Raw genomic sequence first — 20,863 nt, 5'->3', positions numbered from 1 at the left:
CTCTATACATGGCAATTCAATCTTAATTCACTGGCAATCCCATTGCTGAATTGATATTTATACCCCTGGTATAATGCCATAATGTACTACATCATTAACGGCCCCATTTCTTGAGTTGCCATCGGAAACCCAGAAGTTGCCTTTATTATTTAAACCAAATTTTACGTGCACATATTCACAAATTTTAACCGTATCCGCACAATCAACTATTTTTCCATATGATTTTTTGCCATCCCCTAAGGTACAGACAAATCGAACCAAAGGCTCACCTGTAGCCAATGCAGCCCACTGATTAGGGCCAATGGTGTGATTGAAGCGGGTGGAATACTCACTGTCTTCATCCCGCATTTGATACAAGCTTACGGTCTGAGGTAGTTTATTATAAAAGAAGTATAATGATTGCAAAGCCCCTTCTTTTCCAGGGAAAAGAGATAACACCTTAAGACGTTGCTCATGACCTACTGGAATACACCCTATGGGGAATCTAGCCTCTTCTTTTGCAGCCTTTTGTTGGGCCGCGAGTGGATCCGTTTTTTTAGCTTTCGCGGCCTCAAGCTGGGTCGATAATAGTCCAACAAAAAGCATTAAAGAAATTGAGGTGAATTTTTTTAGAGTATTCATCATATTTTCTCACTGTCATTGATTGGACGTACAATCACAACCGTACCCATGAAATTATTACGCTCACTAGATAACTCGACGAAATCACGATTCAACCATTTAGCATCTTCAACAAACATGCGCACGCAGCCATGACTAGCTCTCACACCAGGAATGTCATCTGAACCATGCAATGCAAAACCTTTATGGAAGTACATGCAATACGGCATTTTGGCTCCCCCTTTACCAATAGGGAAGACATCTGAGCTACATTTTTCATTTTCTTTACTAAAGACGCGGAAAATTCCGGTCAAGGTGCGGCAAGAATGATTGGAATCAGAGCATTTATCTCTTCCTGAAGAAATAGGTCCCCATTTCACTAGATGTCCCTGAGCATCATAAGCGCCCCAAGCAAGTTTATCTTGATCCACGATAACCGTTTTTTGGTTTTCACTGGGTATTTTCAGAGGAAATGGTGCAACATCTAACATATTTAGGTATGCCAAATTTTTAGGTACTGCAATCACTTTACCTGCCCATAGCGGGTTATAAGTTCGATTGATACGTTGTACGACATCACGTTGCTGTGGATCAGGAAAGAGATTTTCCCAATTTTGTCCTGAAACTATGGTGATGCAATTATACTGTGGGTACCCACATAATCCTGTACCGTAAAACCCTGCATTTGCTACGGCACCCATAAGCATCATCAATGCAATTAACATTATTTTTTTCATATGCCGCCCCTTTCTCACTAACTTTTTATTATTTTATGCAAGATTTATGCTTAAATTCTAAGTTACTTTAATTATTCTTATCCTAGAAAAATGCTTTAGCGATCCCCTGCTAAAACTTCACCGCATTTTTTAGTACTACGAGCATATAAAATAAGTTTAGTACCAATATTGTTATTTTTACCAGTAATTTAGCCTGAGTTTTAGAGAAAAAAAAGTAGGTTCAGCGAACACGCGAGGTCTTGAATGGAAGCATGAACCTCATTGACTCATCAACAATCACAATGATCGGATTCCACGCAAAATTCAAGTAAGGACTTCCTTTGTATGGATACCGCGGCCAAGCCGCGGTAATTCGCTGTAGTTGCAACCTTACCTCGAATACCATTATCGCAAATACAGCTTTTGTTTCAAAAACTCCTCATAATAAACATTCATATCATCATAAAGCTCATTTAAATTTCCTACTTCATAACATCCCAAACCTGCTTTTTTACGTAAACGCTCATATTTACTAATAAAATCATCAAAGTCCAATTTATCATATCCATCTTCATCAAACTCATCAGCCATTTTCACTTGGGCAATTAAATCTTCTAACTTCACAAGCGCCTCGTGAAACTCTTCCTTACTTCCATACACGATGGGTTCTGAAGCTTCGCGTGATTTAAGAAATAAATACAGAAGAATTAACCCAATCGGAAGTAAGGTGACTAAACCGATTAGATAAATGGAATTCTGCGTACTCGTCTGTGAAACGTTCACTGTGGAGCATTCTGGTTGATCCGGAGGACAAATAGCCGAAGTCATATTCGGAGCCGCCATACGTTCCTGATAGAATGGAGTGCTTATATTAGTAGTCGATATAATTTCTTCTACCGTTTGTGATGCACAATCAGCCAGAGGAGGCGCGTGTACCTCCGGTAAAATATGTAACTGCTCGGGCTTTTCAGGTGGAGTTAATCCCTTAGCCTCATATTGCACGGTGACCCACTCATGCATTGAACCCATCAAGCGATTTAATTCTTGCGCCTGATCAGCAATCGCAACAAAATTTGTTTCTTGAATTGCTGGTTTGTTTAAATGCTCTAAAATCTGAGCCACATTTTTTTTCAAACCCTGTCTTGTATTCGCAAGCTCAGATGTCGTAGAAGGATATTGGGCTAATATATCCTGGTTTTTAATAAAGGCATCCAGTTTCTCTTGCTCTGAAGTAAACCATCGTTGGAAAAAAGATAACTTTTGTTCATCCTGAATCGCCTTATGATAGGCTTGCGTGTTTTCAAACAATAAGTCGTCCATTGTTTGTGCGGAAAAATCGACAAAATGGTCAAGCTGTTTGAGCAACAGTGTTAACTGTTCTTTAAATTGATAAACGGTATAAACTTCTCCAGCTTGCCCTAAAAGTCCAATAGTTTGCTCGATGATTTTTTGAAATCGCGCCAACTCATTTAAATCAACGACTGCTTTGGCATAAAGCTGCAATACCTCATCCTCCATGTTGATGAGATTAAAATTGGCACAATCGCGTAATTCCACTGACGACAAACTCAAAACAGATGTTGGCACTGCAAGCGCTTGAGTTTCTTTTTTAGCACATTCTTTAGCAGCCAATGTTGGATAAGCTTTTAAATCATCAAGTTGCCCACTAATCAAGTCTCGTGGATGCGGATTAATTGCATTAGGATTAAGCGCAAAATGCGCTCCTCGATTACATTCAGTATAAAGTTGTTGCGTTGCCTTAGCTAATTCAATTAAACGGTCTTTTAATAACTGGGATTCAGAGAGATGTGTTAAATGAGGTTTTACTTCATTATTAATTGCTGTACGCAAATTTGCTAAAAATAACCGATCGGAACCAACTAAGGGCGAAGTATTTGTTTCAATAGCAAGAATATAATAATACAGATGCTCTAATTGCTTCTGAGTTTGTCCAATATTAGGATTCTGGCTTATCCCTTTCAGGATATTATTTATATCCAGCATAATAAAATTCATTGGCTGGTTTAAATGCTCTACCCGCAAATTTTTATTGCGTAGCCTTAAATAATCCCCTGTTCGTTGCATCAATTCATATAATTGGGGCCATTGTAAACGTTGAGCGTCTACAGGTTTTACTAAAAAATCGCCCATCTTTAGAACCTGACGTGTCTTATACGCTCTTGAAAAAAACCAAGAATTATCATAAACATTGATCAACGCCTGTTCATCATCATTAGAAAACCAAGAGCCTGAATTGCTGAGGTAATCTGCATGAATTCCCGAATTGGCACGAATATCTAATACCCACGCCCTTAAGTCTAATTCTTCATCAGTATAACAAGCCTCAGAATACAGCCAAAAACGCAAGCTACTCGGCATTGCTTGATATGATGTGTACTGTTTTTTCTCTCTTCCCATGATGCTCACTCCTTGAGACATGTCCTTGAAAAATACACATAAAAAATAGATTAATTTTAAACCAGTCTAATTTGATAACATTCTTTTCATGAAGATGCAACAGCCCCCTCCTAGGACCGTCCCACTAAGACAACTACAATTTAGACAATTGTGATGGTAAAATGGCAAGCATGGAAACTCTCTATCCAAGAACGAACGTCTTATTAAATTGGGATTTGTAATGCGGAGAAACTCTGTTACCTTAGCTATTTTTTTAATCATCATCTCAATAATTACCTATGCAACAGCACCTAATACACCCTGTATTCCTAAAGAGCGTACGATTGCCATTACCCTGGATGATTTACCTATTGAACATGCTAGATTTGAAAAAATAACTCAAGCATTAACTAAACATAAAGCTCCTGCCATTGGCTTTGTTATTGCTCAAAATCTCAATGAAGATAACTTAAAAGACCTTCATGCATTTTTAGATAGTGGCTTTGTTTTGGGTAGCCATAGTTATTCACACGTTAACTTACGAAAAATATCCGCCTCATCTTATATTGCCGATGTGGACCGGGCTGATAAAATTCTTACTCCCCTCATGACAGAAACCAAGTATTATCGCTACCCTTATCTTGCCGAAAGCAGTTTCGTTAAGAAACAACAGGTGCTTCATTATTTAAAGAAAAACCATTATCGTGTAGCTCCAGTAACTATTGATAGCCGAGATTTTATCTTCAATTTAAAACTTACTGACGAAGTGCGCGCAAATCCAGAATTACTAAATAAACTACGCCAACAGTATCTTGACTTTGTCTGGCACCAAACGGCTTTTACGGAATACCGTCAGCGATGCGATTCAACAAAGCAAGTTTTGCTGCTGCATGCGAATCTTTTAAATAGTTATTTTTTAGATGATTTATTACAAATGTATGCGTCTCATGGGTATCGGTTTATTAGTCTAGACGAGGCGTTAAAAGGCACGTCCTCCTGAAGGGGCGCTCTAATGTAGCCTTGATTACGCCGTGCTGCATCAAGGCTACAATTTTTAACTAGTGCTTCATTTCATAATTAAGCAAATGTTCCTCTTCATGAGTTAATGTGCGTGCATTTCGAGAATTATGAAAGAATGAGCGTATCGAACCCCACCAGGATTGAGGCTGACTTTGCGGTTCCACAGGTTGCTCTTCCTCATCAAGCTCAACAATATTGGGAGACTCCGGATAAATCCTATCTTGTACAGCCTGAAAACTTGAAAATACACTCTTTAAGATAATTGGTAAGAGCATTAACATCGAAAACATAGTAATCAGATTCGTTGACTCACCAAAAGCTAAATAATTGCTTAATGATTCAACTATGGCGACCATCATTGCCAGCCCCATAAAGTTACTAATCAGCCCTGAGGCACTAATATTTTGATTATCCATGGGAAGTCCTACGCTTTGCATGATTTCGTAGTAAGCAATCCATAGCCAGGTCAAATCAAAACCCACACTAAACCAATGTTGCTGATACATTTCTTTTACTGACTCAGTTCCTAAGACATTACGCATCAATTCAAAGTTTATTTTCCAGCTTTTGAGCGTCAACGCCAACATCCCCTTCTCTTGAGAATTAGCTGTTTCTGCAAAAAGCTGGATAAAAATACTGCGTGGATCCGCAATATCAAACAACTCATAAAATGATTTATCCGAACATAAAAGCCGACGTAATTGCACATCTGTAAGATCAGCGAAGGAGCCAACTCCTGGAGCTAATGAATTATCTTCTGCACAATGAGCGATTACCGTATGAGCCTCTTTCATCATCAAGACATCATTGCTACCATCGCCATTAGCCACGATAAAAAATTGATTATCCTTCAGAAAGCGGGCCAAAATACCCTTTCCTTCCGTACTCATTTCCGCAAAAATAATTACTGGGCGTGCTGATTTATCGCGGGCCAATAATTTATGAAATGCTGCCAACACCGCAGAATTGATGCCAGAAAAAATGACTGTACTCTCCGCAGGAATATGCTCCTCATCTAATCGAATATTATCGCTCTCTATATGTTCAGCACGTAAAATACTAATTTTTTTTGCGTACTCAGGACATAAGACATTGGCAATATTTTCTGCAGCTTTAGTAGTGTCTCCCGTAGCAACAAATACTGGCACCTGTATACTGCGGCAAGAACTAATAAATTGTTCCGCACCTTTTTTAATAGGGTTGTCAATAATAAACGTTCCATGATGTTGCATAGTTTCCAACAACAAGGGATTCTCCATAAGGAACGATTCAATGCCTTTTTTATTATCCTGATCAAAATACTCCTGCAGCTGTTTAAATTGTTTTTCGTTAAGTTCCGTTCGCGCAATGCACCAATCGCGCGATAAAACACCTGTGCGAGTGTTCATGCTGTAATAATCACGAAGCAAAGAGGTATTATTAAAAGCGCTAGCCTTTGGGATGCCACAAAAAACCAGGCGGTGGCTTGAACCGTCACGCACTAAAGTTAAACGCCCACCAAAATTGCGATATAAACCTAAGTGAAATGTTTCTATTTCTTTTTCGCTCTCATTTAGGGAAATATTTTTTCTAAAATGATTATTTCCGAGCACAGCAACCTGTAAATTAGACGTTTGATGAAACAATGAATTAAGTAATTGTAATATCGCATCTTCCTCAGGCTCCATCTCTTTCGGATTATTAGTATATGCCTGACAAAAAAGCTCGAACACTTCTGATAATTGCGTGCCGTCGGGTAAAAGACGAGGATCCTTCTCTTTCACTAAATGCTGTATTTGAGCAGACATTGAAGTAGTCCACAGTCCCAACACATTCATACCATTGGTAGTTAAAGTCCCAGTTTTGTCAGAAATAATCGCAACACCTTTGGGAAAGCGATCGCGATAATACCCACTGAGCGCATGACATAAATCGACTACGCGCAGCGCATCAATGGTTTCTAAAGGTCTATCCCGGAGATTTTTATTTAGTCGTTTCAGTAATTGCCCATTAACCATTTCTCGCAAAAATTGTTCTGAAAAAGGAATCATGGCCTGAAAAACATTGAACGTATATTTTGACATTTCTGCAGGTAGCAAGCGCAGATCCTGTTGCGTACAAACCGCCAATGCAGCCGATGCCATAAGAGAATGGTACACACTCTTGCGTTTACGATCACCGATGATCTGATTAATTACTGCTACTTTGTGGATGTCATTATTTGACAAAAACTCATCTGCTGGTTTAATTTGAATAAAAAAATTATTAGCTCCAAACAAATTTAATTTATCTCCAACCATCACCCCTGGCTGCTTGCCATCACGCACCAAACGCAAACTAACTGTTTTATGAGGACTATCCCATGCCATTTTGGAACGATGCTCTATCCAGACATCCTCACCATTTTGTGCTTTCAGGTTCACACTAAACTTTTGTTGTCCAAGCTCCTTAAGAAATTGTCCTTGCTCACCTTGCTTTAAGGCAACCAGCTCCCCTGAAATTTTAACCGACGCTAAATCAACTGCCTCATTACAAAAAACCAAATCGCCCGTACGTAGCAAGTATCCTAGCACCGTAAAAAAATGAGCCCCCTGGGGAGTAAATTTTAAAACCTGATATTCCTTATGATTATATTCATAGTCATCTTGAATCATCGCCTGTTGCGCTAAAGACTCTCTAATTGTTGCCGGCGTTAAATCAGCGATTAATGCAGGAACATTACGAAATTGCCGAAGAGCCCCTTCTCCCTGACGGATATTTTCCGCAATAAGGCCGAGCTGAAATAAGCGTGGTATTGGCATCAACTCCCTAGCCATGATATGGCCAAGTTGAAAGTAGAAATTACCGACTGGAGTTAAACCACTAGGAATAGTCGCCGTATCAGAACGTTGTGCTCCTCGATTATGCTGCCATTTTAATAATTGTTTCTGCGCTATTTGGGCAAAAAACGCAATACCAGAGGGCGTAAATAAAGCGCTCGTACCAATGCTAGCAATTAAGGAGTAATCTTCGGAAAATTGTTCGCTAGTCAATCGTTGCGTTCCGGTGAAGACAGAATAATACATGTAAACAATACCAACAACTTCACTGGCAACTGCGGCAGAAAATGCGGCCGTTGACTTAAAATGTTTATCGGTAATCCGGTTTAAGGCACTACAGCTTAAGATTGCAGCGCCAAGAATAAATTTATAAACAAAATCATAATCTTCACTGTCGGTCTGATATTGGCTTATGCCTCGAGTCAATAATTCACCAAAGAACAAAGCAATCCCTGAACTTACAACAGGCCATGCGTAACGCTTAAAATTGCGCCAATCTAAAGAGTCTGCCGAAAATGCAAGACTAATTGCTTTATAAAGCTCTTGGGTTTGAGAAAAAAGAAAATGGCCAATATTTTCAATCGTGCTGGTAATATAATAGGTACGGTCAGGCTCCTCATTTTGTATAAGTCCCACCGATAGTGCTCTGCTGGGTTGTTGTATCTGTTTTTGCTTGCGCTGTTTATTATTGTGTTTTTCGAACATTTTATACATCCATTTATATCAGTTTCTATAACGTAATAGTTCTCAAAAACACGTTATCCTGAGGCGTTTACAACGAAGATTATCCTGAATTGGACAGAATACTAGTCCAGAAGAGTGATACTTTATTCAGGAGCTCCTTCACTTCGTTCAGGATGACGCCCCTCACGTAAGCTATTACTCCAACACCGTCGACAATCCGGGTGCCTCATCATCATGATGAAAATAAATTATGATTTTTGGCTATTATTGTGTCAATAGCTATTTACTAAAATTCCGTTGTCTTTAAGCGCCTATACAAGGCAAATTGATGTCCGATGCAATGATATCGATGACTACTTAACCGCTTCTATAAAAATAGGTCGTGTCTCATAATAGAGCTTACCCCCATATTTATGCTGGCAAATATGTTCAAAGGCATCCAGCATATCAGCGATCAGCTGTCCCTGCTGTGCTTCAGGTATTTTTTTTATGGCTGGTAAAATCAATATTAAATTCTTCATGTAATTAATATTAGGAAGAGCAACTCGATAGGTTTTTAAATTCATTTTAACATGGCGAAAAGGGATACGATGCACCGTATTCAACACACGATAGAAATAACTCTCATAGGGTAACAACCGTTGAATATTGTCATTTGCCACCTCACTATGCAGGCCTCTTTTGGCCAACTCATACCAAATTTGTAAGATACTACTCTCAGAAAAAGAAGAAAAGGTCGCATAAAATCGCCCTTCTATTTTTAACGCTTGAAATATATTGGCAAAAGCAACTTCAATTTTAGTCCACTGCAAACACCAAAAAGACAAGACAAAATCAAACATGTAGGACTGATGATATTTCTCAATACGTTGAACTTCAAAGGAAAGATTTTTACTCGTCCAATAATCTTTTGCATGAGCAATCATTTCTGCAGAATTATCAATAGCAAGAATCCGACTATTTTTATAGGTTTTAGCTAAAAAATTAGTATATTGGCCATCTCCACAGCCAACATCTAAAATATCCCCAAAAGGACGTACGCTAAAGGTACTACGAAATTTTTCATTAATTTGCGTCTGAAAATAATTTCCGATGGCGTATTGCTCAGGATCCCATATCACTCCGTTATTCCAAATCCAGTAAAAACTTCAGCTACTATACCGTAAACCACTAATAATTCGAATCTTTTTAGAAGATTAACTTTAATTTCTTATGCCACCGCATCCCTATTATGAGATGCTATACGGTCGCGATGAGGAAATCATCAAACGGACAGAGTGGATAAATTATTCGGTTCTTCTTCGCCAATCAAAACAAAACCCTCATCCTCATCAAGAGATTCACGTGCTAATGATTTGGACAAATCAACATCCTGCTGTGATTTTAGAAAACTCGGTTCCACGGAGTTTTTGGTACCCAATTCTAACTCAGGCTCAGAGTCAACCTTTCTAGAAACAGCCAATCCTCGTAAGGCACTATGCACTGTAGTAAAAGTCTTACCAACAATCGTTGATGCCGTTTCTTGGAACGTACATAAACTCTTATAAGCAGTTGAATTCATCACTCTAGGTACAAGATCACCATAGGATTTAAAACCATCTAATGTGTGCGTAACTAATCGTTCAATTTCTTTACTTAAATCTTCATTATTTAGATTTTTTTGCTCTAAATCACGCAAGGCATCTCTTAAGTGAATCAACTTTTGAGTAATCACCGCACGATGAGATACATCCCCATTACCTGCTTTATGCTGATTGCGCTCGATGGCTAAATTAAGCCACTGAGTCATGTTGGCTTGAAATTCCTGAGGATTCTCTGCATTGTTATTAATTTCAGTTGCCAATGCCGCACCTTCTCTTTTGAGTGCATAATTTTTTGGTAAAATAAAACGCAGCACTCTTTGTAAAAATCCCGGTCCTTTACTGTGTATTGCTTCTTTTTCTAAATTTGGTTTTAAATCAACTTCTTGTTTTTGCAAGGTGTTTAACTGGCCTTTCATATTATGTAAGTCACGTAATTGAATGGCAATCTTGTCCAAATGACCTTGATTTATAGGCGATTCGTCTTGCAAGGCTTGCTCTTTCCTTTCTAATTTATTTATTGCTATTTGAATCACTGTCTCGACCTTATTCGCCTGCTTTTTAACGACTTCAAAAGGAGCCGGAATATCTCTTAATGCCTGTAATCCTTTTAATAAGCTTACTGAAGCCTTAATTTCATGGCCATGAAATTCCTTTAAGCCATTCTCTTCAATAGTTTCTTCCCAAGTAGACCCTTTAAGCAGATTTGGTTGGGAACTAAAACGTATTTCATAAAGAGGAATAATTTGCTTTCCTGAAGGCACACAGACTTCGGTGGAACGAAACTGAGAAATTGGGTCAATATCTTTAGATAAAGCCATATATGAATCAAAAGGCTCTTGAGGACGCGTATGCTCTTTCAAGCCTCCTTTTTTCAGCACAATTTCAGGATGACCAACAAAAACTTTGCAGGCTAAAACGACTCGATCTGCAGGTTGGTCGGTTCCTTTTTTTACACAGTTGCACATACCGCTTTGTTTACATTCGGTACATGTAGAAAAGGTCGCTGCTTTAGACAATTCTGAAGTAAAGTAAACGCCTTTGCCTAATGGCCCATAACCATTACCCTTAACGTATTTACAGCGTCCTTCATCAAAACCATTTTGCATAATTAACGGCGAAACATCTGAATTGGTACCATGATAAAGCAACATTTCTCCAGGCTCTAATTGGATATCCTCAGTCTGTATGGTCTGCAGCTCTTTAGAAAGAACTCCAGAAAGCGGATCAACCGGTTTTTTTAGCGCATTATATTGTTCTTCCAGCGCCGGGTTAGATAGTTTTTTAACCTCTGTGATTTGCGTATAGTGGGTATCACCGCCAAAGGTAGGCACATCCCCCTTAATTTCTTTCCATAATTGAGAAAAGAAGGCCCCCCAGCCTTTCGCATAAGCAGCCCCAAGACGAGAGGGTTCAAAACGCATAGAGACTTTTTGTCGGTCTATCGCCTGCTGACGAAATTGGTTATCAAAATCCTCAACGAGCTTTTGTCCGAGAAATTCGGTATGGTTCATTTCAATAGGAAGGCTTTGCTTGACGCTTTTTTCTTTTAAAACCGCGACCAAGTCTCTTTGTGCATCGATAGGTTTTACACCTAATAGGCATGCCTTTTTAATTGGATTTTCTACAATACATTTTTTTATTTGCTCCAATTGTACGGTGTTGATTTGCTTATTTGTTAAATCCAAAACGCCAGTCAATGACACCTGTCTTAATAATTCAGCAAAATCACCTCGTGGGCCTTCATGAATAATTCGATGCGGATCGAGTTTTACGGCACGTAATTGTTCCATTGACGTACTAACATCGCGTGCGTGTTGCGCTTTTAATTTAGGATTGTTTTCTTTATCCTGTTGTGAAAATGCTTCGAATTTAACGCGTGTACCGGTCATTTTGCACAGTTGAGTAGCATGAACTAAAAAGTTTGTGGTCGCACGCTTCGCGTCAATTTTTTTAGGATCTAAAAACTCGCCTAACTCTTCGTCGATTTGCTCACGAACGGGCTCTTTAGGAGGGCCAACCTTGCATCGCACCAAATCAGTATGATGACTTAAATCAATTACCCCTTTTAATAAATGAGCTAACGCTAATTTATGTTCTCCAGGTAGTTTATCAACTAAATCGTGATGATTTTCTAATTTGGGAGCATGTGTTCCTATTGCAAACCTTAAGAAATTAACCAAACCTGGTTCAAAACCCATTTCCGTAGCCACAACCGCAAATAATTCGGCTGAACGTTTGGCATTGGAAGGATCATCTTTGCCTGATTTTTCATTGGTTCGACCACTACGGCATAAATAAATGGCCAATTCCAAACACGCTTTTAGTTCATCATTATTATTAATTTCTGTAGCAAGAGGAGCATATTCTTCATTGCCATAATTTTGAATCAAATCCAGATATTTTTGCGCATAAATCCGTTGTCTTACGGCATGCGTAGTGTCATGGTTACGATGGTATACAGTAAAATTATCATGAGTAATATCAACATAGCCACGAAATAAAGCCGGAACATCAAGATAGGGTTTATTGATGTAATTATCAGCTAAAACTTGCCATATGTGGCTTTTATATCCTTCCCCATCTTGCCAAAAGTGCTTGTAGTCACGTAAAGGCTCAAGATCAACCTCCATCCTTCTTCCTAAGGTAGAAGATTTTATCGGCAAAACAACGGTTGATTTCTTTTTACCCATATCGTCACTTCATTATATAAAAGTTCCATAGGTTAAGCATAACAAAAAAAGATTAAGTGAAGATTAATAGTGCTAATTATCATCCTTCCGAGGAAACCGGACTCAAACCAACTTACTCAGGATGAAAATACTGAAAAATACGCAGAGCCAAATGCTCGCTTATCCCTGGGACTTTAGCAATTTCCTCTAAAGGTGCCTTAACCAGTTCACGGATCCCGCCAAAACGATGTAATAAGGCTTGTCGACGTTTAGAACCGACTCCTTCAATCTCTTCTAAGGAAGACTCCAAACCTCGTTTTTGTCTTTTCTTACGATGCGCCGTAATGGCAAAACGATGGGCTTCATCGCGAATATGTTGTAATAAATGTAAGGCCTTCGATTCATCGGGTAAAATTAATTCTCGTTCTTCATGAACTAAAATCAATTTTTCCCACCCCGCCTTACGAGAGGGACCTTTAGCCACACCTAATAACAGCACATCGGAAATATTTAACGACCCAAGTACCCGCTGCGCTACCCCGACTTGCCCTTTGCCGCCATCAATAATCAGCAAATCCGGCAATGACTGGGCTTCCAGCAACCGTTTAAAACGACGGGTAATTGCTTGCTCCATCGCGGCATAATCATCGCCAGGCGTAATGCCTTCAATATTAAAGCGCCGATATTCACGTGTATTAGGACCCTCATGATCAAAAACAACACATGAAGCAACCGTCGACTCCCCTTGGGTATGGCTAATATCAAAACACTCCATGCGCTCAATTGGTTTGTTAAGTTGTAAGAACTCTTCTAATTCAGTAAAACGCGACCGCATCGTTGAATGCTTGGTCACATATTCAGCAATAGAAACACGCAAATTATTCGCGGCAAAATCCATCCAGCGTGATTTAGCACCACGAGGGTTGATTTGTATTTTACAGGCTTTACCGCGCTTTTGAGTTAATGCTTCTTGTAGAGGAGCATGATCCGATAATGTATGGTTAGTAATAATTAGTGGCGGGATACGCTCCGGTGTATCAAGATAATAAAAGCCCATAAAAGCATCAAATGTCTGCTGCCATAACTCATCCATATTAAGCTCTTCATCTAAACCTTTCGCAGGCATAGAAGGGAAGAAACTTTGGCTAGCTAATACCTGTCCCTCGCGGATGGTAACGCATTGGATGCACGAAAACCCCGGATTTACTTCAATAGCGATGGCATCGGCATCCCCACTGAGTTGCATCATACCTTGCTGTTCTTGTACCAAGCGCAAATTTTTAATCTGATCGCGAAGTACCGCAGCCTCTTCGAAACGCAACTCCTCTACCGCCTTTTCCATACGAGCAGCCAGCTCATCAAGAATTAATTGGCTTTTTCCTTGTAAAAAGCGTATCGCATCTTGAATGGAACGCTGATAATCTTCCGGACTAATGTAATCAACACAAGGAGCCGTACAGCGTTTAATTTGATATTGCAAACAAGGACGTGAACGTGCATTAAAAAAACTGTCCCGGCAATTACGAATTTTAAATACCTTCTGAATGGTTACAATAGTTTCTTTAACTGCACTAACACTCGGATAAGGACCGAAAAAATTTCCCGTTAATGGCTTTTTTTTCGATCGATAGATTTCAATGCGCGGAAAATCAGGATGATCTGAAATATGAATATAAGGATAGGTTTTGTCATCACGCAGCAACACATTGTATTTTGGTCGCAGTGCTTTAATTAGGTTACTTTCCAGCAAGAGAGCTTCCGTCTCACTGCGGGTAACCGATATCTCTATGGATGCAATTTGGCTGACTAAAGAACGAGTTTTAGCGCCAGTATTTTGTTTATTAAAATAACTACTAACTCTTTTTTTAAGATTCGACGCTTTTCCAACATACAATACCGTCCCTGCTTCATCCAGCATTCGATAAATACCTGGATCGCTGGGCAATTTCGTAAGAAATTGCGCCAGCTCTTGAGCGCGATTTTGCATGTTAATCTTCTGATGCTATATCAGTTGGGTTTTCGATAATTCCGTGTTTTAACGCAAGATAGGTCAGCTCAACATCATTTTTAATGCCCAGCTTTTCAAAAGTACGATAACGATATCCATTAATTGTTTTGGTGCTCAGAAACAATCGGTCGCTAATCTCTTGAACGGTCATCCCGCTAGTGATCATGAGCATCACCTGCATTTCGCGCTCTGATAGCATATTAAAAGGTGAGCCTTGTACTTCCTCCAAGCTGTTAATCGCCACTTTCTGGGCAATCTCCGCACTTAAATACTTTTCACCCTTAGCTACTTTACGTATTGCGGCAGCCATTTCTTCGGCACCAGACTCTTTAGTGAGGTAGCCCATGGCCCCTAACTGTAAAACACGAGTAGGCAAGACATCAGAACACATCGCAGTCACGGCAATTACTTTCACATGAGGATTAGATTTTTTTAAGCGGCGGGTTACTTCCCAGCCATCAATGCCCGGCATTTTCATATCGAGAAGCACAACATCAGGGCCATGTTGTTTAACCAATGCTAAAGCTTGCTCACCGCTTTCAGCGTCAGCAACTACATTTACATCCGACAAATCTTCAAGTAATCGTCGAATTCCCATTCTAACCAATGCATGGTCATCAACAATTAGTACCTTAATCAAATAATGCTCCTTGACGTACAGCCAATGGACAACGCATGTCTGCCGATGTTATCAAGACTATCCCGGCATTACAATACGCTTTATCCATAGATCAGTAAAATCATATAGCAAGAGAAAGATAAAAAACACTTCCGTTTAAGAATTATCCAACCTAACAAGCCCGAATATGAATATTTGGATTACCTGGATCCACCTCAAATAATGGGGGAAACTCACCTAACTCACGTGTACGTTCTAACAATTTGCCAATATCAGATAAAACAAAATCATACAGAACCTGATAGCTATCAATCACAAAATAGATTGGCTGCAGTCTGTCGATCCGATAAGGCGTACGGAACGCAACTATGGGATCAAAATAAACACGCAATGGAATGTCACTTTCAACACTGTATACTGTTTCGCTAATGGAAGATAGAATTCCACCACCATAAGCCCTTAAACCTTTAGAACTCTTGATTAAACCAAACTCTACGGTATACCAAAACATGCGTTGCAATAAAGGCCAATCTTCCTCTGGAAAACTTAATACCTTACAGGCATAGTCATGCACAAAATCAGCATAAATGCTGTCTGTTAACATGGGACAATGTCCAAAAATCTCATGGAAAATATCCGGCTCTTTTACATAATTTAATTCTTCTTCGGTACGTATAAATGTTGCCACAGGAAAATGTTTTCTTGCCAAGAGTTCAAAAAACTCTCGTGCTGAAATCAACGCTGCCACAGGAGCCACTTGCCACCCTGTTTTTGCTTTGAGTTTCTGGCTCAAATCAGGCAACTGAGGGATACTTTGTGAATTAATACCTAAGGTTTGCAACCCGGTAATAAATGCCTCACAAGCCCTGTTTGGAATTAATTTTATTTGACGCTCAAACAAAATGTTCCAGACTTTATTTTCCTCAGCCGAATAATTAACATATCCCTGTGCATCGGGAACATGCGCAACATAACGGCTTGAAAACTCCATACTTTCTCCTTACTCACATAGGGAACGTCATCCCAGGATGACGCTAATTCGTCTAATTATTATTATGCACTACGAAACTGATTTGTGCTGCCTCAATTGGGCAATCTAGTTATAGCTTAAGCTTAGCAGATTCATAACCATCTCATTTATTAGGCAATCTGCGCACAAAAGTCAACAACTATTACAGATTTTTCAAATTATACGGTACACTCAAGGAGTGATTTAGCATTCAAGGAGCACTCACATGACCATAGCTATCTTGGCAACGGGCGATGAAATCGTTCATGGAGATACATTAAATACGAACGGCCATGATCTAGCCCACGCCCTGAGCACCGAAGGTTTGTCCTTAGGTTTTCAACTTTCTTGCAGCGATAAAGAAAAAGATATCATTAACTGTTTACAGTTTTTAGCTGCAAATCACGACATTATCATTATTATTGGGGGACTTGGGCCAACTACAGATGATCTCACACGTTTTGCTTTAGCGAAGTTTACCGGAGTAGAATTGGTAGAACATAGCGAAGCCCTAGAGCATATTAAAGAACGCTTAAAACATAGCAAAATACCTTTAAATCAAGGCAATAGACAACAATGTCTCTTTCCTGCCGATGCCAAACTACTTCCCAACGCCAATGGGAGTGCCATGGGCTGTTATTATCGCTGGAACGATAAAACATTTATTCTTCTTCCTGGCCCTCCTCGTGAGTGTTTACCCATGTTTAATGACTATGCATTCCCTATGTTGCAGGAAACATCGCATAGTCAAAAACAAATCCTAAAGTGGAAGGTTTTTGGCTTAGCTGAAAGCGAAATCTCCCAGACATTGGAAGAAGCATTAGCCGAAATTGATTGCCAAACCGGCTATCGTTGGGAGTCGCCTTATATTGAATTCAAAGTACGTTGCCGGCCAAACGTAGTTGAACAGATTAAGGCCATTATCGAACCAATTGTGGCGCCGCATGTAATCAGTACCGTGGATAAAAAAGCATCCGATGCCTTACGTGAGCTCATTAGCACGCGCAATGAACCAATGACGATTATTGATGAAGCTACTGGTGGTTTATTACAAAATATTCTAAGCAGACCTGGCTTACACCATTTAGTAAATTTTAATGGTTTACAAAAAACGAAGCCATATTTTCATATTACTGGCTTAGAAGATTATTGGCACAAGAAACCGATCACCGGTACGACGCAGCTGACGATTCACTACCATGATGGAAAAAATGAAGGCATAGAAACTTATACTATTCCCTACCGCACCCCCTCAGTACGAGAGCATGCGGCAGAATGGTCAAGCTTCAGGATTGTTCATCTCATCAATCAATTGCATCAATGAGTAACACAATTGTTGGGTTCCTTGACCACTGATTGCGGAAATAGTGAATACCTTATCCTTCCAATCCAGGCCATCAATAATGGTCTGGATGCGTTCATTACGACTGGCCTCATCCGGTAACATATCAATTTTATTGAGTACGAGCCACCGTGGTTTTTGTACTAACTCAGGATTGTATTCAGCCAATTCATTGATAATTGCTTTAGCGGAAGCCACTGGATCACTCTCATCCAAAGGAGCCACATCGATTACATGCAACAATACGCAAGTACGAGACAAATGTTTTAAAAAACGATGCCCTAAGCCCGCACCAGTGGAAGCACCTTCAATAAGTCCAGGAATATCAGCCATCACAAAGCTTTTATGTGAAGAAACACTAACAACGCCCAAACCAGGATGCAAGGTAGTAAAAGGATAATCGGCAACCTTCGCCTTAGAGCTGGAAACAGCACGAATCAAGGTCGATTTTCCAGCATTAGGTAAGCCCAGCAAGCCAACATCCGCTAAAACCCGCAACTCGAGACGTAAGTGTCTTGACTCTCCAGGACTCCCGGGACTAGTTTGACGGGGAGCACGATTCACACTGCTTTTATAGCGAGTATTTCCTAGACCATGGAATCCACCTTGAGCAATAAGTACGGGTACCCCTACTTTGTTAATATCACCAAGTAATTCACCACTATCAACATCATAAATTAACGTGCCCACGGGAACTTTAATAATTAAATCGTCACCCTTTTTTCCCGAACAGTTTCCGCCCATACCGGGTTGACCGTTTCCTGCCTTATAATGGCGCATATAACGAAAATCGATAAGGGTATTGAGATCGCTGCAGGCTTCGAAATAAACGCTGCCACCGTCGCCGCCATCACCACCATCAGGGCCGCCGCGAGGAATGAATTTTTCGCGTCTGAAGCTTAAGCAACCATTTCCACCATTACCGGCATCAACCTTAATAAGTGCTTCATCAACGAATTTCATGGCTTACCTCAAAAATAAAGAAAATTCTAGTTGTCAGGGACAGGGAACATAGTGTGAGCAAGTTAAGGAGCACCGGCATAAAACCCGTCCCTAAACTCGTAGCCCGTATTAGACGAAATCGTAATACGAGATGTTGTGGCACATATCCCCGTATTAGTCTATTACGAATACGGGCTACGTTTTCTGAATCTTAATACACAGTAGCCCGGATGCAAGCAACCAGGCTACGTGTAAAGACAATCGGTGGAACTTAAATGTTCCTAGTTTGCAGCTTCTTGTTCAGCAACAATAGTTACATACTTACGATTTTTTTCGCCTTTAACGACGAATTTAACCAAACCTTCAACTAAGGCAAATAAAGTATGATCACGACCAACGCCAACACCTGGACCTGCATGGAAACGAGTACCACGTTGTCTTACAAGGATTTCACCTGCATTAACAAACTGGCCACCATAACGCTTCACACCAAGAAACTTAGGATTCGAGTCGCGGCCGTTACGAGTACTACCACCTGCTTTTTTATGAGCCATTGCTATCCCCTCTTACTTGCTAATCGCAGTAATTTTAACTTGCGAATAATATTGTCTGTGCCCCATTTGTTTCATATGGTGCTTACGACGACGGAACTTGATGATTTTGACTTTCTTGTGACGGCCATGATCAAGTACTTCTGCTTTTACAATTGCTTTAGCAACAAATGGCGTGCCGCAAACAATTTTGTCACCATCAGCTAACATTAAAACTTCTTCGAATTTAATTTCGTTGCCAACATCTTCAGGCAGCAATTCGATTTTAAGTACATCGCCTTCCTTCACGGTGTATTGCTTACCGCCAGTTTTGATTACCGCATACATAATTTTTCTCCAATTCGCCTGATTGGCTATCACAAATTCAATAAAGTCGCATATTCTATGAAATTATGCCAACGACTTCAAGTGCAATTTCTATTTATGTTCATTTTAAAATATTGTATACTTTGCCACCCTTTCCAGATTTTTTAGCAAAGTCTTTAAGGTACGTAATTTTTTACGAACTTGAATATTTTGGCCAAGAGTTGAGAAATGTCAATATATTCTTGGATCTGGTATTTAATCTGGTCGCGGATTAAGTAAGGGCCATTTAATTTTTGGAGCATATAATAATGTCAAATATTCTATTAGAAGCAGAAACAAGAACGGATATGGGGAAAGGTGCGAGCCGCCGCCTACGTCGTCTTGAAAATAAAGTTCCCGCAGTAATTTACGGCGGAGACAAAAAACCAATGTCTATTCTTTTCCCACACAACAAAGTAATCAAAGTATTAGAAGCAGAAAGTACCTACTCTAGTGTTTTCGACATTACTATTGATGGAAAAGTAGAACACGTGATTTTAAAAGCATTACAACGCCATCCATACAAGCCTGTAATAATGCATATGGACTTACAACGTGTTTCTAAGAAAGACGTACTGGTTAAATTAGTACCTCTGCATTTTATCAATGAGCAAAAAGCTCCTGGTATCAAGGCTGGCGGTATGATTAACCACACAATGACTCAAGTTGAAGTTCGTTGCCAAGCTAAAGATCTTCCAGAGTTCATCGAAGTTGATATGTCTAAAGTAGCACTTGATGATGTTGTTCATTTATCACATCTGAAATTACCAAAAGGCGTAAACTTAACTGTTGATGTTACAGATGGTAGCCACGACGCTCCTGTTGTGAGCATTCATATGGCTCGAGTAAGCGCAACTGAAGAAGCAACAGAAGTTCCAGCATCTGCTGTACCAACTGTTGATTCAGAAGAGAAAGGCGAAGAGTAATTTTTCTCCGCGATCAGAGCCAGGCATGCCTGGCTCTGATTACTTAACCCCAAATCCTAATCCTACGTACTCATCATGGCGATAAAACTTATCATTGGTTTACGTAATCCCGGTTCAGCTTATGAGCATACGCGTCATAATGCAGGTGGATGGCTTACAACAGCCCTAGCGCAACGACATAGCGCTACATTCAAATTAGAAAAAAAAATGCAGGCTGAGCTGGCTGAACTCGAACTGAATAATCATTCAGGCAGACTGGTTTTACCCCTAACCTTCATGAATCATAGTGGACAACCAACACGATTAATCAGCCAATTTTACCGCATTCAACCTGAAGAAATACTAGTAGTTCATGATGAATTGGACTTACCTGCAGGACGAATTAAATTAAAAACCGGTGGTGGACATGGCGGGCACAACGGTTTAAGAGATATTATTAGCCAGATAGGCAGCCCAAACTTCCATCGTTTACGTATTGGTATAGGCCACCCTGGGCATAAAGACTTAGTGCACCAATATGTACTCAATAAACCGTCCGCACAGGACAGACAACATATTTATGATGCAATCGATAGAGGCATTGCAGCAATGCCCTTACTTTTATCTGGTGATATTTCCAGAGCAATGAATCAATTAAACGCTTAACAGAGGTAC

Annotated in this window: 16 protein-coding genes; 4 read left to right on the top strand and 12 right to left on the bottom strand. The window is 39.9% G+C overall.

Features of this window, described 5'->3' with window-relative positions:
* Positions 1–57: 57 nt before the first annotated feature.
* From J2N86_RS02665 to J2N86_RS02655, 3 genes are all read right to left on the bottom strand, one after another.
* A complete protein-coding gene (locus tag J2N86_RS02665) occupies positions 58–621 on the bottom strand; it encodes an endopeptidase IV (protein WP_252582326.1) in 564 nt (187 codons plus the stop codon).
* Entirely contained in the window at positions 621–1,337 is a 717-nt protein-coding gene (locus tag J2N86_RS02660; protein WP_252580800.1) for a L,D-transpeptidase, read from the bottom strand. The genes J2N86_RS02665 and J2N86_RS02660 overlap by 1 nt, the downstream gene beginning before the upstream one ends.
* A gap of 384 nt (positions 1,338–1,721) precedes the next feature.
* Positions 1,722–3,734, bottom strand: a complete 2,013-nt coding sequence (locus J2N86_RS02655; RefSeq protein ID WP_252580798.1) for a hypothetical protein — start codon at positions 3,732–3,734, stop codon at positions 1,722–1,724.
* A 220-nt stretch (positions 3,735–3,954) separates the two neighbouring features.
* Here J2N86_RS02655 and J2N86_RS02650 point away from each other — a divergent pair, with 220 nt between their 5' ends.
* Positions 3,955–4,713 carry a polysaccharide deacetylase family protein gene (locus tag J2N86_RS02650; protein ID WP_252580796.1) on the top strand — a complete coding sequence of 253 codons (759 nt, stop codon included), beginning with the start codon at positions 3,955–3,957 and terminating at the stop codon, positions 4,711–4,713.
* A 58-nt stretch (positions 4,714–4,771) separates the two neighbouring features.
* On the opposite strand, the gene J2N86_RS02645 is transcribed toward J2N86_RS02650, so the two are convergent.
* The 6 genes from J2N86_RS02645 to phhA all read right to left on the bottom strand — a co-directional run bounded on the left by J2N86_RS02645 (position 4,772) and on the right by phhA (position 16,085).
* Positions 4,772–8,236 carry an HAD family hydrolase gene (locus J2N86_RS02645; protein WP_252580794.1) on the bottom strand — a complete coding sequence of 1,155 codons (3,465 nt, stop codon included), beginning with the start codon at positions 8,234–8,236 and terminating at the stop codon, positions 4,772–4,774.
* A 332-nt stretch (positions 8,237–8,568) separates the two neighbouring features.
* Positions 8,569–9,336, bottom strand: a complete 768-nt coding sequence (locus J2N86_RS02640; protein WP_252580793.1) for a class I SAM-dependent methyltransferase — start codon at positions 9,334–9,336, stop codon at positions 8,569–8,571.
* 143 nt (positions 9,337–9,479) lie between these two features.
* Positions 9,480–12,488, bottom strand: a complete 3,009-nt coding sequence (locus J2N86_RS02635; protein WP_252580791.1) for a SidE phosphodiesterase domain-containing protein — start codon at positions 12,486–12,488, stop codon at positions 9,480–9,482.
* Positions 12,489–12,600: 112 nt separating this feature from the next.
* Entirely contained in the window at positions 12,601–14,454 is a 1,854-nt protein-coding gene (gene uvrC, locus J2N86_RS02630; protein WP_252580790.1) for an excinuclease ABC subunit UvrC, read from the bottom strand.
* A gap of 1 nt (position 14,455) precedes the next feature.
* Entirely contained in the window at positions 14,456–15,115 is a 660-nt protein-coding gene (letA, locus tag J2N86_RS02625) for a two-component system response regulator LetA (protein WP_252580788.1), read from the bottom strand.
* Positions 15,116–15,266: 151 nt separating this feature from the next.
* Positions 15,267–16,085 carry a phenylalanine 4-monooxygenase gene (gene phhA, locus J2N86_RS02620; RefSeq protein ID WP_252580786.1) on the bottom strand — a complete coding sequence of 273 codons (819 nt, stop codon included), beginning with the start codon at positions 16,083–16,085 and terminating at the stop codon, positions 15,267–15,269.
* A 244-nt stretch (positions 16,086–16,329) separates the two neighbouring features.
* Between phhA and J2N86_RS02615 the strand changes: the two genes are divergently transcribed.
* Positions 16,330–17,427: a competence/damage-inducible protein A gene (locus tag J2N86_RS02615; protein WP_252580784.1), complete on the top strand. Its 1,098-nt coding sequence runs from the start codon at positions 16,330–16,332 to the stop codon at positions 17,425–17,427.
* On the opposite strand, the gene cgtA is transcribed toward J2N86_RS02615, so the two are convergent.
* The 3 genes from cgtA to rplU form a co-directional block, all read right to left on the bottom strand.
* Positions 17,383–18,408, bottom strand: a complete 1,026-nt coding sequence (gene cgtA / locus J2N86_RS02610) for an Obg family GTPase CgtA (protein WP_252580783.1) — start codon at positions 18,406–18,408, stop codon at positions 17,383–17,385. The two genes, J2N86_RS02615 and cgtA, sit on opposite strands and share 45 nt — an antisense overlap.
* 260 nt (positions 18,409–18,668) lie before the next feature.
* A complete protein-coding gene (gene rpmA, locus J2N86_RS02605) occupies positions 18,669–18,941 on the bottom strand; it encodes a 50S ribosomal protein L27 (protein WP_252580781.1) in 273 nt (90 codons plus the stop codon).
* A gap of 12 nt (positions 18,942–18,953) precedes the next feature.
* Positions 18,954–19,265: a 50S ribosomal protein L21 gene (gene rplU, locus J2N86_RS02600; RefSeq protein WP_058533224.1), complete on the bottom strand. Its 312-nt coding sequence runs from the start codon at positions 19,263–19,265 to the stop codon at positions 18,954–18,956.
* 287 nt (positions 19,266–19,552) lie between these two features.
* Here rplU and J2N86_RS02595 point away from each other — a divergent pair, with 287 nt between their 5' ends.
* Positions 19,553–20,209, top strand: coding sequence for a 50S ribosomal protein L25/general stress protein Ctc (locus tag J2N86_RS02595; protein WP_252580779.1), 657 nt, complete (start codon positions 19,553–19,555; stop codon positions 20,207–20,209).
* 75 nt (positions 20,210–20,284) lie between these two features.
* The gene (pth, locus tag J2N86_RS02590; RefSeq protein WP_252580777.1) at positions 20,285–20,854 is read left to right on the top strand and encodes an aminoacyl-tRNA hydrolase; all 570 of its coding nucleotides are present in this window, start codon (positions 20,285–20,287) and stop codon (positions 20,852–20,854) included.
* The last annotated feature ends 9 nt before the right edge of the window (positions 20,855–20,863 follow it).

This window comes from Legionella lytica, assembly GCF_023921225.1.
Taxonomy (GTDB): domain Bacteria; phylum Pseudomonadota; class Gammaproteobacteria; order Legionellales; family Legionellaceae; genus Legionella; species Legionella lytica.
This window is presented reverse-complemented; position numbering and strand designations above follow the sequence as displayed.

What these genes read in the sequence shown, in the direction of transcription:
- J2N86_RS02645 (WP_252580794.1), bottom strand. Translation starts at nt 8,236, where the DNA reads ATGTTCGAAAAACACAATAATAAACAGCGCAAGCAAAAACAGATACAA.
- J2N86_RS02635 (WP_252580791.1), bottom strand. Translation starts at nt 12,488, where the DNA reads ATGGGTAAAAAGAAATCAACCGTTGTTTTGCCGATAAAATCTTCTACC.
- pth (WP_252580777.1), top strand. Translation starts at nt 20,285, where the DNA reads ATGGCGATAAAACTTATCATTGGTTTACGTAATCCCGGTTCAGCTTAT.
- J2N86_RS02655 (WP_252580798.1), bottom strand. Translation starts at nt 3,734, where the DNA reads ATGGGAAGAGAGAAAAAACAGTACACATCATATCAAGCAATGCCGAGT.
- J2N86_RS02650 (WP_252580796.1), top strand. Translation starts at nt 3,955, where the DNA reads ATGCGGAGAAACTCTGTTACCTTAGCTATTTTTTTAATCATCATCTCA.
- cgtA (WP_252580783.1), bottom strand. Translation starts at nt 18,408, where the DNA reads ATGAAATTCGTTGATGAAGCACTTATTAAGGTTGATGCCGGTAATGGT.
- rpmA (WP_252580781.1), bottom strand. Translation starts at nt 18,941, where the DNA reads ATGGCTCATAAAAAAGCAGGTGGTAGTACTCGTAACGGCCGCGACTCG.
- J2N86_RS02660 (WP_252580800.1), bottom strand. Translation starts at nt 1,337, where the DNA reads ATGAAAAAAATAATGTTAATTGCATTGATGATGCTTATGGGTGCCGTA.
- phhA (WP_252580786.1), bottom strand. Translation starts at nt 16,085, where the DNA reads ATGGAGTTTTCAAGCCGTTATGTTGCGCATGTTCCCGATGCACAGGGA.
- uvrC (WP_252580790.1), bottom strand. Translation starts at nt 14,454, where the DNA reads ATGCAAAATCGCGCTCAAGAGCTGGCGCAATTTCTTACGAAATTGCCC.
- rplU (WP_058533224.1), bottom strand. Translation starts at nt 19,265, where the DNA reads ATGTATGCGGTAATCAAAACTGGCGGTAAGCAATACACCGTGAAGGAA.
- J2N86_RS02665 (WP_252582326.1), bottom strand. Translation starts at nt 621, where the DNA reads ATGAATACTCTAAAAAAATTCACCTCAATTTCTTTAATGCTTTTTGTT.
- J2N86_RS02595 (WP_252580779.1), top strand. Translation starts at nt 19,553, where the DNA reads ATGTCAAATATTCTATTAGAAGCAGAAACAAGAACGGATATGGGGAAA.
- J2N86_RS02615 (WP_252580784.1), top strand. Translation starts at nt 16,330, where the DNA reads ATGACCATAGCTATCTTGGCAACGGGCGATGAAATCGTTCATGGAGAT.